Source organism: uncultured Dysgonomonas sp. (assembly GCF_900079725.1).
Lineage (GTDB): Bacteria > Bacteroidota > Bacteroidia > Bacteroidales > Dysgonomonadaceae > Dysgonomonas.
Genome location: NZ_LT599032.1, coordinates 625463 through 640101, shown reverse-complemented (window position 1 = coordinate 640101; position 14639 = coordinate 625463). Strand labels below are relative to the sequence as shown.

The following is a 14639-nucleotide window of genomic DNA, read 5'->3' as shown; positions in this document are numbered from 1 at the left end:
ACTCTGCTTTTTTGTATCTGCTAAATTGGTGCTAATTTGCCATTAAAGCGATTATTGTAGTATAAAATTATTCGTTTTTTAGTTACAAGTTACTACGCCCTGCGGGCAGTTACGAGTTACGAGTCGGCTGACGCACGTGGGGCTAAAGCATGAAGAGCCTCTGTCTTGTCGCCGCATCGCGATCCCGGCCTCGTCCCTCAGGCGGGGCACCCAATCCGCAAAGCGGAGGTGTAGGGCAAAATACGGTAGCTGCTATACCCGGCTGATAATCCGGCTATAGATGATTCCGTATTATTTTGCCCCACCGGAGCTGCGGTTTTGGGTCACCGGGGGATGCAGCCTTGATTTTTGTAACTTTTTATCAAGAAAAAGTTAAGAAAACGAGCCGGATGGCGCGTTAGAACAAATCCAACGTTTTTTATATAACAATATTTTAATAACATTACTACGAATTCATATTATCAAAATCCAAATCATTTATCTATACTAAAAAGCTGATCGCTATTAGCTATTATAAATAGTATATTAACAAACAATACCCTTTTTGTAGCCTACCCTTGTGGGGAGAATGAGAGGGGCAAACCTTTAACATTATGAAATATAACAACAAAACCGCCGAACGCATTGTAGAAATGATTGAACAAGATCTTTACGGAGTATCTGAAATATGTAAAATATTACGGATCAGTCGCCAGACTTTTTACGACTGGAAAAAGAATAAACCGGAATTTAAGGAAGAAGTGGAAGAAGCCTTTATCCGCAGGGAAGAAGTGCTGATAGTAAATGCCCGTATCGGGCTGAAACAATTACTTGAAGGGTATGTACAGAAAAAAGAAAAAATCACATACGTCCCTGACAAGAACAATCCGGTGGAGGATGTGGAGAAATGCCGCGTAGTGGAGAAGAAATTCTGCCCGCCAAGCATCCGCGCGATAAAGTACGTACTCGACCGTGAGGAAAGGAGGAAAGAGCAGCAACGATTGGAAAGCAAGGAAAAACGTCCCTTGATCATAGAGGTACAGGACGAGGAAACCAGACGGCAACTGATGATATTAGAGGAGAACGGCTTCCGTTCGGGCGGTGCGCTCGATCCGGAGATAGTGGCGGCTGTGGACAGGAAACTGGAAGAGGAAGATAAAGTGAAAAATGAAGAACGGAAAACAAAAAGTGAAGAACTAAAAGAGAAAAGTGAGCAGGTGGACAAACAGGATAAAGCGGCAGAACAGCCTCCTGTCACGCAACCATCTGCCGCTCTGGTAGAAAAGCCTAGGCTGAATCCTTATCCAATTCTGCCGCCGGGATATACATCGAGAACGGATTGAGTTGAAAGATAAAAGGTTATGAGTCGAAATATAGAAATAGTGCAAAAGTTGTCAAGTTTGTCAGGTTTTAACAGGCAGTAAGTTCCAAAGAAATAAGTATTGAGTAACTTACGCTATAACTAGAGCTAACGGCTAAAAACAAATTATAATATATAGTAAATAAAACATACAGCCAACATAGATTATATATGTATGTATGTACAAAGAATACGAATTATAACAATATTTAAATCAATTAAATAGAGAACTTTTATTGTATGATAGATTTTATAAATTAAATTTGTTAAATTTGCAACGACAAATTATAGATTTTAATAATAACAATACATTAGTATATGCACAATTGGTTTGAATGCAAGGTAAGCTACGAAAAAATGCTGGAAAACGGCATGCAGAAAAAAGTTACAGAACCTTATCTTGTAGATGCTCTATCATTTACAGAAGCAGAAGCACGTATCATAGAAGAAATAAAACCTTATATAACAGGTGAATTTACCATCACGGATATTAAACGCGCTAAATTGTCCGAGTTGTTTTTTAACGACAATGGCGACCGCTTCTTCAAAGCTAAAGTGATGTTTATCTCTTTGGACGAAAAGAGTGGCACGGAGAAGAAAACGGCCGTAAACATGCTGGCTCAGGCTTCGGACCTGAAGGAGGCGCTGAAAGTTGTAGAAAAAGGCATGGAGGGTACTTTGGCCGATTATGCCATAGCCTCCCTGAGTGAAACAATGATAATGGATGTATTCCCTTATTCGGAAGACCAGAAGAAAAAAATAGTTCTTGTATAAATATACAGAATGGGCATATCCGAAAATATACATACCATAAAGGAACGTTTACCGGAAAATGTAAAACTGGTAGCAGTATCTAAATTCCATCCTGTTGATGCTATCAGGGTGGCTTATAATGCCGGTCAGCATATTTTTGGAGAAAGCCGGATGCAGGAGATCAGCCAAAAGCATCCCTTGCTGCCACAGGATATAGAATGGCATTTTATAGGACATCTGCAAACGAACAAAGTAAAGTCGATTATACCTTATACGCATACGATACACAGTGTCGATAGCTGGAGACTGCTGACCGAAATAGAGAAGTCCGCAGCCCGTATCGGAAAACGGATTTGCTGTTTACTGGAAATTCATATTGCGCAGGAAGAAGCCAAGTTTGGGTTTTCTTTTGAAGAATGCCGAAGTTTCTTATCGGGAAACCAATGGAAAGATTATAAATTTGCTTATATTGGAGGAGTAATGGGCATGGCATCGAATGTCGAAGAGGAATCGCAAATCAGAGAAGAATTTAAAAGTTTAAAATTATTCTTCGATGAAATAAAAAAAGACTATTTTGCAGAGGATGATTGCTTCTCTGAAATATCAATGGGTATGTCGGGAGACTATACAATAGCAGTCGAAGAAGGGTCTACAATGATAAGGGTAGGCTCATCTATTTTTGGAGAACGCGAATATTAACACAAAATATAAAGAAAATGAATATACAGCAACTGGAATATATTATAGCAGTGGATAATCACCGCCACTTTGCTAAAGCAGCAGAGTCTTCATTTGTTACCCAGCCTACGCTGAGTATGATGATTCAGAAGTTGGAAGATGAGTTGGGTGTAAAGATATTCGACCGCAGCCAACTGCCAGTTCAGCCTACAGTAATAGGCACGCAAATTATTAATCAGGCCCGGGTAATCGTTTCACAGGTGAAACAAATAAAAGAGATCATCCAGGAAGAAAAAGGTGTAGTGCAAGGTGTATTCAAACTGGGTATTATCCCTACCATTGCTCCTTACCTGCTGCCTAAGCTGATGCAGGTGCATGATCAGAATGGCTACGATATTGTATTGGTAATAGAAGAGACCACTACAGGACAGATTATAGAAAAGCTTCTCAATGGGGCTTTGGATGGTGCAATACTGGCCACTCCGCTTAAAAACGAAAAGATCACGGAGCATCCGATTTATTATGAACGGTTCTATGCTTATGTTTCGCCTCGTGAAACATCGCTGTATGCCAAGAAAGAACTGGAGGAGGAAGATTTGAATATCAACCGCCTGTGGTTACTCGAAGAAGTACATTGTTTCCGTGGGCAAATATTGCGTATATGCAATATGCGTAAGCGCAAGAGTTCTCATTCGCTCTTCTCATACGAAGCAGGAAGCATCAGCACCCTGATCAATATCGTAGACAATAACAGCGGGCTGACCATAATCCCTGAAATGGCGATAGAGGAACTGAATGAAAAGCAGAGACGCAACGTACGCCCTTTGAAAGGGGTATCGCCTGTGCGCGAGGTGAGTCTTGTTACCCGTAAGGAATTCTTACGCGAACGGGTACTCGACATCATTGTCTCCGAGATAAAACAGTCTGTACCTCAGCCGTTATTGAACCTTGAACTGAAAAAGTTTGTGGTGGATATCTAAGATTTTCTGTAAAAGTATAATTGGATAACAAAAAATATTATCTTTGTATCCGATTCGGGGAATTAGCTCATCTGGCTAGAGCGCAACGCTGGCAGTGTTGAGGTGATCGGTTCGAGTCCGATATTCTCCACAGAAGATTAAATCCCTGCATATAATGTGGGGATTTCTATATTTGGCCTATAAACGACAAGCCCATTACAATATTCTATACTTATTTTAGTAGACACCACAAGCCTTAAGTTAAAAAATACTATAATGAAAAAGATCATATCCATATTTCTATTCCTTACTCTGGTTATAGGAGTAATGCATGCTCAAAACATCTTTCCGGAGAAATTTGATAATTGCAAAATCGAAGCTTTTGGATTAGAAAGTAAGATAACTTCAGCGCGTATTTCGAATGAGGACTTGTTAACGTCTCTGTTGAAAAGGCATTCTCTATCCAAGATTGAAGGTATACTGATGATGCAAATATATGTTGACAAGAACGGAAAGGCTTGTCTGATAAGTGCAGACAATAAAACTAATATTCCAACTAAGGAGTTTAATCTAAGTAAAGTCATTGAAACAACCAAGTGGACGGGGAATATGAGTTCTGTATGTGCGATAGTTCACATAACTTTCAAAAATGGTAAAGCTGAAGTACGACGTTTAGGTATGGATAATAATCTGGGAATACATGAAATAACGGATAAACGAAATCCATTATATGATCTACCTCAAAATACAAAAAACAAGAACACCTCAAATAATCCTAAAGTTATGAAGGTTGAGAAAACCAATTCAACATGGAAATTATATACCTTCGATAATTCAATGCTTCCTGACAATCTTTGCTGGAGTGCCGAAACTGATAGTAAAGGAAATGTGTGGATTGGTACAGACAGAGGGATCGTGAAAATTGATGGAGAAAAATGGACAGTGTTCGACGCTGATAATAGCGGTCTGGAAAGTAATCAAAGCGGACATACAGTCACGTGGGATTTGGCAGTTGATAAAGACGATAGAATCTGGACGGAAACAATGTCTAAAATTAAAGTATATGATGGGCAGAATTGGAGTATTATTGACAGTACAAATTCACCCATTAAAAGATCTGGTAAAATAAAAGTACAGGATAATACGGTCTGGATAACAGGATTCAATGGATTTTACGAGTTTACTGATGGAAAATGGAGCGAATATACTGTAAGTAATTCCGGATTGGTAAGTAATACAACACGTGGTGTATACCGGGATAAATCCGGTAATATATGGGTTGCAACAGATAAAGGAATATCATTCTTTGATGGTAAAAACTGGAAAACATATACGAGTAAGAATTCAAAGATGCCTGCAGACGGAGGGAGAATGGTAACCGGTGACAAACAGGGAAATATATGGATAGGTGTAAGTACAGATAAACATGATAATATAGGTGGTGTAGTCAAAATTACCCCTGATAATAAATGGATTGTTTACACGATGAAGAACTCAGAATTACCGAATCCTACAGTCTCTGATATAAAGTTTGAAGGGGAGAATGATGAAATAGTCTGGATTTGCACGGGTAAATATTTAGTACGTCTTGAAAAAAATGATTGGGAGATATATGATAGCTCTAATTCATTTATTCCTGATAATTATGTCAGCACTATAGCCTTTGACCGTGAAGGTAATAAATGGATTGCAACATATAATGGTGTGATATGGATGAATCGGTGAATCAATAGTTGATAAACGAAAGGTATATACCTGAAAAATTGTATTGAAATGATAAAAAAAATATTTGGTATTATTTTCCTGATCTTCGCATTTATTATTAGTATTACAGAGATAATTAGGCTGCCGGAAGTTATTGGGAATATTATTGGTCCGATAAAAATGTTCTCAGGAGAATTAAATGATTATGAAACAGGATTAACCCTCGGACATTTTATAGGGCAAATGTTCATTATAGTGCTAGTTAGTATTTTGATTTTATTTGGAATTAAGTGGATTAAGAGGAAAAACATTGAATAACTATTGAGTAATTAATATAAAGAGTATATCCTGTAAGATTAATTATTATGATAAATAGTACCCTTGTGCATTCATCTCACTTATCTGTAAGTATTTATAGTTTTCCTCGTCCAACAAATAATCCCAACAACCCAAATGATGAAACAGCTCTCCGCCAAATCCGGTTTTAAACTGGTAAAGACCATACATCGGATGTGATCTGTCCGGTCCGGGAGATACCCCAAACATGTCATATTCCGTGCAACCGTTTGCTTTAGCTATCTTTACTGCTTCCCATTGCAAGGCATAAGCAGGCATATAATTCCGCTTATGTGACGACGAGGCGCCATACAGATATGTCCCCCGGTGTCCCGACATTACCAGGAATATTGCGGCAAGAGGCTCTCCTTCGTGCTCTGCTATCAGCAACTCTACATGGGCAGGAGAAGACGTATCATCCGCACGCGCCGTAAGTACTGAAACGAAGTATTCGATATCATTTATAAAAAGTCCGTTGCGCAGTGCTGTTTCTTTATACAATTTGTACCAGACGGATATTTTATCCATGCCGGCTTGAAATACACGTACACCTTTCTTTTCGGCTAACCGTATATTATAACGCGTCTTAGGCTTCATTTGCATCAGCATATCTTCTTCCGAAAGGGATAAATCCAGAAAAACCGTTGTAGATGGCAGAATGTCCGAATTGCTCTTGCGTAGGTTCCACTCTATTGTATTGTAATTTAAATTGAATTCCTGGAATTTCTTATCCGGAGGCCCTGTCCACAGGCCTGATTCATCAAAATAACTCTCATCACACCAGTGGGACTGCCAATTGAGATCGTAACGTATTGCAATACAGCTTTTCGGCAAATATGAACGCATAATTTCCGATAATTCTTCCAAAAAACGGCCCTGATATTCTTCAGAGGGTTCTATTTCCGGCCCGTATGGTACATATGCTATACTATATTGCGAATCGAGGGGTTTCTGTAATACCAGTAAATCTGCATAGGTATACGAATGACCTCCCACATTGGTATATATATCACGGTTCTTCACCTTAAAATCGAAGGCTTTAGTTTCTAATCCCTGATGAGTTTTCACTTCCGACCAAAAGGCAGTTTGTTGTACAATGGGCGTGTTATTAATATCCCGTGTAGCTTTTTCTAATATATCGATAGTCATAATTTACAAAATAGCCGCAAAGATAGCCAATATAAAGAGGATAAACAATCTAAGTATTGGTATCTACCTTTATTTAACGATTGGGGAGCCATTACTCCAAGTATCTAGCAAAATTCAGAGAATAGGTTGTGATTTTGTTGTTAATATCATATTAAAGATTTGTTCCTTACCATCCTCCCCATAAAGGAGGCTACGAAGCGGGGATTGTTTATTATTATCCTATTTATAAAGGCTAATAGCTAATCGCTTTTTACTACATTTGACCTTTGTAAATAATAACTATGGAAAAAAGAAGTATTTTAATCGATTTAAGATATCTGGCATACCTCAACAACGGTTTCGGACAACTGGCTTTGAATTACGGTAACTATTTTAAGGATAATCCAGAAAAAATACAGGATTTGGATATAACACTTCTTGTACCCAAAGAATATATCAATAAGTTTGGAAATAATATAAAATACCTTGAATATAAGCGTAATTACAAGGTATATCCTTTTCTACTGCCACATTATGACATATGGCACAGTATAACCCAGCAGGTAAAAACTATCTCATTGCACAGCAATACAGTAAGGATAATCAGCGTACATGACTTGAACTTCCTGTACGAAAGGGGTACAGCTAAGGCAAAAAGGAAGCTGAAAAGGCAACAGGCGATACTGGATATTGCCGATATTATTACAGCCATATCCTATTTTACGATCAGCGAACTCGAACAACATATCGATCTGAAAGGAAAAACTGTTCTATTGAACTATGTGGGGAAACGAAGTATTGCTGATGATGAAGCCGTGAGGCCGGAAAGTATAGATTCGAGCCGGAAATTCTTTTTTACAATAGGACAGGTCTTAGAGAAGAAAAACTTTCATGTGTTGCTAGATATGATGAAGCTCATGCCTGCGTATAATCTATATATAAGTGGTGATAATACATTCGAATATGCAAAATATATTGAAACGCGTATAGCCCAAGAGCAGATCTGTAATGTTTTTCTTACAGGTCCAATCAGTGCTGCAGAGAAGGTCTGGATGTACAGAAATTGTGAAGCATTCCTCTTCCCGTCCAAATTTGAGGGGTTCGGATTACCGCTTATTGAGGCCATGTTGTTTGGTAAGCCGGTTTTCTCGTCCAGATATACAAGTTTGCCCGAAGTCGGTAATAAATACGCTTTTTTCTGGGATAATTTCGATGCTAAGCATATGAAAGAAGTCGTAGAGAAAAATCTTAATAGATTCTATGAGGATACTTCATTCATTGAACAGCAGGTAGAATATGCAAATTCGTATACCTTAGAACGACATATGGGCGCATTCCTTGATTTATACAGGACTGTTCCGCTCAAGAGAAGCAAGAATCCGTTCAATGCGATTTATAATTACATCAAGTTTCTGCAAAGCTGAAGATATAACTTCCCCGATAAAGAGAAAAGCCTCAGATATATTCTGAGGCTTTTCGTTTATCGCTGATTTTTACTTAGAAATTCCATTTCAATGGTTCGAAGTGAGCTTGTGGATGCAGGCAGGCCGGACAAGTTTTTGGAGCCATTTTACTCTTGATAACGAATCCACAATTGCGGCATTGCCAGTCGATAGCTTCTTCGCGGGTAAATACACCATTGCTTTCCACGCGGGCAAGAAGAGCTTTATAGCGGTCTTCATGCATGTTTTCTACTTTACCTATCATGCGGTACATTACGGCTATTTCTTTGAAGCCTTCCTTTTCTGCTATTTCAGCAAAAGCAGGATAGTCAATAGCCCACTCTTCATGTTCTCCGGCTGCGGCTTCTATAAGGTTTTCGGCAGTTGTCCCTATCTTACCGGCAGGGTACATCGCTGTGATTTCTACCATGCCTCCTTCAAGAAATTTGAACATACGTTTTGCATGTTCCTTTTCCTGATCAGCAGTTTCTAGGAAGATAGCTGCGATTTGTTCAAAACCTTCTTTTTTCGCCTGGCTGGCAAACATTGTGTAACGCATTCTAGCTTGAGATTCTCCCGCGAATGATTTTAACAGGCACTTTTCGGTCTCAGTACCTTTGATACTTTTTTCCATAACTTTTTGATAGTTTAAATTGATAGTTTTTACAAAATTAATAATTATTATCAATCAAAAGAAATGAAACCAAATCATTTTGTAACTTTGTCACCTTAAAAATACGTAATCAATAACCTGTTTTGAATAAGTAAATTAGATGCATTCTAAACTAGTCGTTTCTATATTCTAATAACCGGTTATTTATTAGTATTTTGTATGTTTGCGAACTGATTATTAATGTGAGTTAATAGTGTTTTTTGTTTTGATATGAAAAAAGATCTTCTCAAAGATTTCACGCCCCAGTTATTTATTTCACTGAAGACGTACGATAAAGGAAAATTCATAAACGACCTCATGTCAGGTCTTATTGTTGGTATTGTTGCCCTGCCTCTGGCTCTGGCTTTTGGTATTGCGTCGGGTGTAACTCCTGAACAAGGTATAATCACGGCTATTATCGCCGGGTTTATCATATCCTTTCTGGGAGGTAGCCGTGTACAGATAGGGGGACCTACGGGCGCTTTTATCGTTATTGTCTATGGGGTAGTGCAAACGCATGGTATAAAAGGGTTACTCATTGCTACTATTATTGCAGGGGTTATTCTGGTATTGTTAGGTATTTTTAAATTAGGGAAGATCATCAAGTTTATCCCGTATCCTATCATAGTCGGTTTTACCAGTGGTATTGCCGTCACTATCTTTACTACACAGATTGCCGACATTTTCGGACTCAGCTTCGGCGGGGAGAAAGTTCCCGGAGATTTTATCGGAAAATGGATTATATACATTAAGCATTTCGATACTATCAACTGGTGGAACACAGCTGTAAGTATAGGCAGTATACTGATAATTGTGCTTACGCCACGTATAGTAAAAAAAGTGCCGGGTTCGCTTGTCGCCATTATCTTGATTACAGCCATCGTTTATTTCATGAAAACATATTTTGGAATAAACGCTATAGATACTATTGGCGACCGCTTCAGAATAAATGCGGAACTGCCTGATGCTGTAATGCCTGATATCAATATGGCAGCCATTACCGACTTACTTCCTGTCGCGATCACCATCGCCCTTCTCGGAGCTATTGAGTCGTTATTGTCGGCTACAGTGGCCGACGGTGTAATAGGAGGAGAAAAACATAATTCCAATACCGAACTTATTGCACAAGGGGTCGCAAATATCATTACCCCTCTGTTTGGCGGTATTCCGGCTACCGGTGCCATTGCGCGCACTATGACGAATATCAATAACGGGGGACGGACACCGGTGGCAGGTATAATCCATGCCGTTGTCTTATTGCTTATTCTGCTTCTGTTGATGCCTTTGGCTCAATATATACCGATGGCATGCCTTGCCGGAGTACTGGTTATTGTGTCATATAATATGAGCGAGTGGCGTACATTCAAAGCTCTGCTGAGAAATCAGAAATCGGATGTCGCAGTATTGCTTATAACATTTTTCCTGACGGTAATATTCGACCTTACCATTGCTATCGAGGTGGGTTTATTACTGGCTGTGGTACTCTTTATGAAACGAATCAACGAGGTAACACATGTCTCTGTCATAAAGAACGAACTGGATTTGACAGATGAAAGCGAATTTACCCAGGATGAAGAAATCCTTACCCTGCCTGAGGGGGTAGAGGTTTATGAGATCGATGGTCCTTTCTTTTTCGGCATTGCCAACAAGTTTGAGGAAAGCATGCGTGTAATTGGAGATAAATCGAAGATACGCATTATACGGATGCGTAAAGTTCCGTTTATAGATTCCACTGGACTGCATAATCTGGAAAGCCTCTGTCAGAAGTCAATGAAAGACGGCATACAGGTTATTTTGTCGGGGGTAAGGTTCAAGGTGCACGCCATGATAGAAACTTCAGATATACCTACTATGATAGGTGAGATGAATATATGCGATAATATCAATATTGCAATAGCCCGGGCGAATGAGATTCTCAGTGAGGCAGGAAATCAGGAATAGATAGATTGCAATAATATCGATTTTGTTATTTTACTAAAGAAAGCTTTAGTGCCAATTCGCTATCACCTTCAGTATATTCTTTGACCCTGCGTTCTATTTCGGCTCTCATTTTATCGGAAACTAAATTATTTTTCATTAAGTGAATATCTTGAACTAAATTGTCTATAAGAAACCAATCTTCATCACTTAATAGCGCCTTATGTCCTTTTTTGCCTGCACGGGCTAAAAAGTCAATATCCGGATATCGCAGATATATTTTTATTTTCTGTTTATTTATCATTGTTTGTTTTTTATTCCATAATAGTCAGTATTCTGATTATAAGTCTTAAAAGGTAAATTCCGGTATACTTGTTCTTTTTTAATAACTGTTTGTAAATCTTTATCTAAGAAAAAAATATAGTTATTTACAACTAATTCATTCTTGTCATTTTTTAATTTATAAATATGCTGTATTTTCCATCCGTTAAATTCTGCAACAAATACTGACTCCAAAGAGTCACAAATTACCTGATAATATTTTCCTTTTTCTATATTGGATTTTGACTCTTCGTCCGAAAATATATCAGGGTGTTGTCTCTTTAATATTTCAAGAGCCTCGAAAGCTCCCCGTCTTTGATCGTATTCTTTATACAGTTCCGTTTCTTTTACCGATGTAAATGATGAATCCAATTCTCCGTAAAGAATTGGCTCATAGTTCCCTGTTTTTTGTATCCTTGTCAGATAATCTTCTACTTTATCCTGAGCAATTTCTGTATCGTTTGAACTATGGCATGAAAAAAAGAGGAGACAGTAAAATATTGCAATATATATTTTCATAATCCAAGATATTTGGAATCCTTAATAACTATATATCTCTAGTTGCTTGTGTCGTTCAAGATTAGGGGGTTACATCTCTTTTATCATTTCATACTGCATCCCCGTAATCTCTATATTCTTTGATTTCAGAAACGCTGTAATCGAGCTACATGATATATCTGTATTTATAACTTTTACAGCATCATTTTTGTTTAAGCAGACTACTTCTTTCAGTAGCAGCGAGGCTATTCCTTCGCGTCTGCATTGCTTATCAACCGCTATTTGGGTAATATCTCCCGAAGCAGGTTCGAATACGCAATATCCGGCCAATTTATTTTCGATGAATGCACCCAGACTCACGAAATCGTTACTCGCTCTGTTGATGGATTCGAAGCTATTTTGCCATGATGGATAAAAATCCCGGAAATCCGGCAGGAAGTCAAAATCCCGGATATTGATTTGTTTTATCGAACAGGGTATATCGGAAGTTTTAATATCATTCTTGATCTTTTCGTTTTCCTGTCTGAAATAATTAAACTCCCGGCTTACTTCAAACCCTATATTTTTATAAACAGATACAGCTTTTGTATTATGTTGTAAAACTTCGAGTAAATATTGTTTGATATTCTGTTCCCTTAGGAAAGGAATCGAGTATTCGAAGATTTTTGTAGCCAAACCCTTTCCCCTGTATCCTTTCAATGTGCCCGTACCTGTATCGTAGGCTGTTGCAATTCCGTTGAAATTTCCTGTTCCATTAAGCGTAAAAGCTACGATTTCATTTCCTTCAAATGCAGCAAAAGATAAACCGGGATTAAAACCCCGCCTTTTTACCATCGTCCGGAGTTGTTGCCTGTCCAGTTGAATTTCGTAATCGGCAAAAGCCTGATTAAAAGCATGGAATATGACACCGAAGTCAGTTTCACTAAGAGATTTTATTTCCATTCCTTTATTTCCTTATTATTTCACTTCTAATATAGCTATTTTTTTCAACTTAGCGGCAACTATTTATTTCTGTCATACTAACCGCATCAAATATTTCAGAGAATCTGAAACTTTACAAACTTGACACTTTTCAGTAAACAGTAAACAGCCATCAACCCGTAACTTGTAACTGCCCGAAGGGCGCAGTAACCTGTAACTATTTCAAAAAAGTAACAAACGTAACGGATTTTTCCACCTTTGTGCCCTTTGTGATTTCTTTTTGTGTACTTAATGATTAAAAACTCCTTACCACAAAGGGCACAAAGGTCTACACGAAGGACACTGTATAAAAATCTGACAAACCTGACACAAACTAACGACTTTTTCTTGTTTTTCGCCTGTCGACTTTTTACTTATTACTTAAAACTTTTCAAAGAGCTATCTGCTAATACCTAAAAGTTATCAGCTATATACATAGATAAAGTATTCCCCCAAAAATGAAATAAAAGAAAGAGGATATTTCCCTGTGGAAGTATCCTCTTTCATAAATAAGAATGTTATCAGATTGTTGTTACTCGATACCTCCTCCAAGTGCTCTGTAAAGATTTACAGATGCCTGTAGTTGTTCAAGTTTATCGCTTACCTGTCCAAGTTGTGCTTGCAGTAAACTTTGTTCTGCCTGTAGCACTTCTGTATAGTTAGCTTCACCGGCTTTCAGTAACTGTTGGGTATCACCCACCGCAAGGGAAAGAGCATCTACTTGTTTAGCACGGTCTTCATTCTTGCGGAGTGAAGTTTCGTATGTAAACATAATATTCGATACTTCCTGACTTGCAGTTAATACTGTTTGTTCGAAAGTAAGTAATGCTTCTTCCTGTTGAGCTTTAGCTATCTTATATTGTCCTCTTAACTGATTCCCTGCAAATATAGGTTGTGTAAGTCCACCTACGATATTAGCAAGAATGTTTGTCGGTTTGAAGAACTGTGAAAGTGTATTGGATGCGAATCCTACCGAAGAAGAACTTCCTAGGGTCAAAGACGGATACAGAGACCGTTGAGCTACATTCTTCATCTCGAACGCATACCTGAATCCCATCTCGGCTTGCAATACATCCGGGCGTTTTGCCAACATCTGAGCCGGAATACCAACTTCTAGTTCGGCTGGTACTGCCTGGTTGTCAATAGCTGTCCTTGTGATAGGTCCCGGTTTACGTCCTAATAACAGGCTAAGGGAATTTTCCAACTGATTGATTTGCATTTGCAGATCCGGCACACTAACCTGAGTACTATAGAGTAAAGCTTCACTTTGCTTTACACCGGCCCGATTGAGGAGTCCGGCTTGCATCATGGCCTGCATTGTTGCAGTACTTTCCTTTAGCAATTCAATCGTTTCCAATGTAATCTTCAACTGCTCGTCGAGTGCCAGCAGCGAGTAATAGGTGGTAGCTATATTGGCAACCAGAGATGTCTGAATAAGATTACGGTATGCATGTGTACTAACAAGGTTAGCATACTGAGCTTTTGTTTTGCTATTCAGTTTACCCCAGATATCAGCTTCCCATTGTACTACAAAACCCAGCGCCCATTGGTCGCCGCCATTATAACCGAGTACCCTTTCCTTGCCATTGCTGATACTTTTCTGTGTATGTGTAACCTGAGCCCCTAAAGCAACAGTAGGGAAATATGCCGATTTGGCAATATATAGTCCGGCTTCGGCCTGTTGGATACGGTTATATGCCAGACGCAGGTCATAGTTGTTGGTAAGACCTTCATCTATCAATGCCTGAAGAGCGGGGTCGCTGAAATATTCCCTCCATGGGATATTTGCTATAGTAGTAGTATCCGTTGGATTCTCTCCTCTGAACATGTCTGCTGAATCCACTTCGGGGGATTTGTATTTATTCTTGTTCAGAACTCCACAGGATGTGAGGCCTATTGAGAGTATTACTCCCAACAGAACTACACCTTTTATATGTTTTCTCATCATTGTC

General features: G+C 38.7%; 14 protein-coding genes and 1 tRNA gene. 9 read left to right on the top strand and 6 right to left on the bottom strand.

Annotated elements, in window-relative coordinates; genetic code table 11:
- Nucleotides 1-593 precede the first annotated feature (593 nt).
- From QZL88_RS02790 to QZL88_RS02760, 7 genes are all read left to right on the top strand, one after another.
- Nucleotides 594-1322 (top strand): helix-turn-helix domain-containing protein, encoded by a 729-nt coding sequence (locus tag QZL88_RS02790; RefSeq protein WP_296938500.1) that lies wholly within the window; start codon nucleotides 594-596, stop codon nucleotides 1320-1322.
- A 335-nt stretch (nucleotides 1323-1657) separates the two neighbouring features.
- Nucleotides 1658-2113 (top strand): DUF4494 domain-containing protein, encoded by a 456-nt coding sequence (locus tag QZL88_RS02785; protein WP_006799468.1) that lies wholly within the window; start codon nucleotides 1658-1660, stop codon nucleotides 2111-2113.
- Nucleotides 2114-2122: 9 nt separating this feature from the next.
- A complete protein-coding gene (locus QZL88_RS02780; RefSeq protein ID WP_296938498.1) occupies nucleotides 2123-2791 on the top strand; it encodes a YggS family pyridoxal phosphate-dependent enzyme in 669 nt (222 codons plus the stop codon).
- 17 nt (nucleotides 2792-2808) lie between these two features.
- Nucleotides 2809-3750 carry a hydrogen peroxide-inducible genes activator gene (locus QZL88_RS02775; RefSeq protein WP_296938497.1) on the top strand — a complete coding sequence of 314 codons (942 nt, stop codon included), beginning with the start codon at nucleotides 2809-2811 and terminating at the stop codon, nucleotides 3748-3750.
- Nucleotides 3751-3806: 56 nt separating this feature from the next.
- Nucleotides 3807-3880, top strand: a tRNA-Ala gene (locus QZL88_RS02770).
- A gap of 125 nt (nucleotides 3881-4005) precedes the next feature.
- The gene (locus QZL88_RS02765; protein ID WP_296938496.1) at nucleotides 4006-5454 is read left to right on the top strand and encodes a two-component regulator propeller domain-containing protein; all 1449 of its coding nucleotides are present in this window, start codon (nucleotides 4006-4008) and stop codon (nucleotides 5452-5454) included.
- Between the two features lie 48 nt (nucleotides 5455-5502).
- On the top strand, nucleotides 5503-5751 hold the full coding sequence (locus QZL88_RS02760; RefSeq protein WP_296938495.1) for a hypothetical protein: 249 nt from the start codon (nucleotides 5503-5505) through the stop codon (nucleotides 5749-5751).
- Between the two features lie 45 nt (nucleotides 5752-5796).
- On the opposite strand, the gene QZL88_RS02755 is transcribed toward QZL88_RS02760, so the two are convergent.
- Nucleotides 5797-6918 (bottom strand): peptidoglycan bridge formation glycyltransferase FemA/FemB family protein, encoded by a 1122-nt coding sequence (locus tag QZL88_RS02755; protein WP_296938494.1) that lies wholly within the window; start codon nucleotides 6916-6918, stop codon nucleotides 5797-5799.
- A gap of 281 nt (nucleotides 6919-7199) precedes the next feature.
- Between QZL88_RS02755 and QZL88_RS02750 the strand changes: the two genes are divergently transcribed.
- The gene (locus QZL88_RS02750) at nucleotides 7200-8321 is read left to right on the top strand and encodes a glycosyltransferase (protein WP_296938492.1); all 1122 of its coding nucleotides are present in this window, start codon (nucleotides 7200-7202) and stop codon (nucleotides 8319-8321) included.
- 73 nt (nucleotides 8322-8394) lie between these two features.
- Here QZL88_RS02750 and rbr read toward each other — a convergent pair whose 3' ends face one another.
- Complete coding sequence (gene rbr / locus QZL88_RS02745; RefSeq protein ID WP_194226083.1) at nucleotides 8395-8973, bottom strand: rubrerythrin; 579 nt, start codon at nucleotides 8971-8973, stop codon at nucleotides 8395-8397.
- Nucleotides 8974-9222: 249 nt separating this feature from the next.
- On the opposite strand from rbr, the gene QZL88_RS02740 reads away from it, so the two are divergent.
- Nucleotides 9223-10932, top strand: a complete 1710-nt coding sequence (locus QZL88_RS02740; protein WP_296938491.1) for a SulP family inorganic anion transporter — start codon at nucleotides 9223-9225, stop codon at nucleotides 10930-10932.
- Between the two features lie 25 nt (nucleotides 10933-10957).
- Here QZL88_RS02740 and QZL88_RS02735 read toward each other — a convergent pair whose 3' ends face one another.
- From QZL88_RS02735 to QZL88_RS02720, 4 genes are all read right to left on the bottom strand, one after another.
- Nucleotides 10958-11212 (bottom strand): hypothetical protein, encoded by a 255-nt coding sequence (locus QZL88_RS02735; RefSeq protein ID WP_296938489.1) that lies wholly within the window; start codon nucleotides 11210-11212, stop codon nucleotides 10958-10960.
- A complete protein-coding gene (locus tag QZL88_RS02730) occupies nucleotides 11209-11748 on the bottom strand; it encodes a hypothetical protein (protein ID WP_296938488.1) in 540 nt (179 codons plus the stop codon). The genes QZL88_RS02735 and QZL88_RS02730 overlap by 4 nt, the downstream gene beginning before the upstream one ends.
- Nucleotides 11749-11817: 69 nt before the next feature.
- A complete protein-coding gene (locus tag QZL88_RS02725; protein WP_296938487.1) occupies nucleotides 11818-12669 on the bottom strand; it encodes a GNAT family N-acetyltransferase in 852 nt (283 codons plus the stop codon).
- Nucleotides 12670-13219: 550 nt separating this feature from the next.
- Nucleotides 13220-14635 (bottom strand): efflux transporter outer membrane subunit, encoded by a 1416-nt coding sequence (locus tag QZL88_RS02720; protein WP_296938486.1) that lies wholly within the window; start codon nucleotides 14633-14635, stop codon nucleotides 13220-13222.
- Nucleotides 14636-14639: the final 4 nt, after the last annotated feature.

Bases quoted from the DNA above. Each gene is read 5' to 3' on its own strand.
- QZL88_RS02760 (WP_296938495.1), top strand. From the start codon at position 5,503: ATGATAAAAAAAATATTTGGTATTATTTTCCTGATCTTCGCATTTATT.
- QZL88_RS02785 (WP_006799468.1), top strand. From the start codon at position 1,658: ATGCACAATTGGTTTGAATGCAAGGTAAGCTACGAAAAAATGCTGGAA.
- QZL88_RS02740 (WP_296938491.1), top strand. From the start codon at position 9,223: ATGAAAAAAGATCTTCTCAAAGATTTCACGCCCCAGTTATTTATTTCA.
- QZL88_RS02750 (WP_296938492.1), top strand. From the start codon at position 7,200: ATGGAAAAAAGAAGTATTTTAATCGATTTAAGATATCTGGCATACCTC.
- QZL88_RS02765 (WP_296938496.1), top strand. From the start codon at position 4,006: ATGAAAAAGATCATATCCATATTTCTATTCCTTACTCTGGTTATAGGA.
- QZL88_RS02725 (WP_296938487.1), bottom strand. From the start codon at position 12,669: ATGGAAATAAAATCTCTTAGTGAAACTGACTTCGGTGTCATATTCCAT.
- QZL88_RS02775 (WP_296938497.1), top strand. From the start codon at position 2,809: ATGAATATACAGCAACTGGAATATATTATAGCAGTGGATAATCACCGC.
- QZL88_RS02780 (WP_296938498.1), top strand. From the start codon at position 2,123: ATGGGCATATCCGAAAATATACATACCATAAAGGAACGTTTACCGGAA.
- QZL88_RS02720 (WP_296938486.1), bottom strand. From the start codon at position 14,635: ATGATGAGAAAACATATAAAAGGTGTAGTTCTGTTGGGAGTAATACTC.
- QZL88_RS02730 (WP_296938488.1), bottom strand. From the start codon at position 11,748: ATGAAAATATATATTGCAATATTTTACTGTCTCCTCTTTTTTTCATGC.
- QZL88_RS02755 (WP_296938494.1), bottom strand. From the start codon at position 6,918: ATGACTATCGATATATTAGAAAAAGCTACACGGGATATTAATAACACG.
- QZL88_RS02735 (WP_296938489.1), bottom strand. From the start codon at position 11,212: ATGATAAATAAACAGAAAATAAAAATATATCTGCGATATCCGGATATT.
- rbr (WP_194226083.1), bottom strand. From the start codon at position 8,973: ATGGAAAAAAGTATCAAAGGTACTGAGACCGAAAAGTGCCTGTTAAAA.
- QZL88_RS02790 (WP_296938500.1), top strand. From the start codon at position 594: ATGAAATATAACAACAAAACCGCCGAACGCATTGTAGAAATGATTGAA.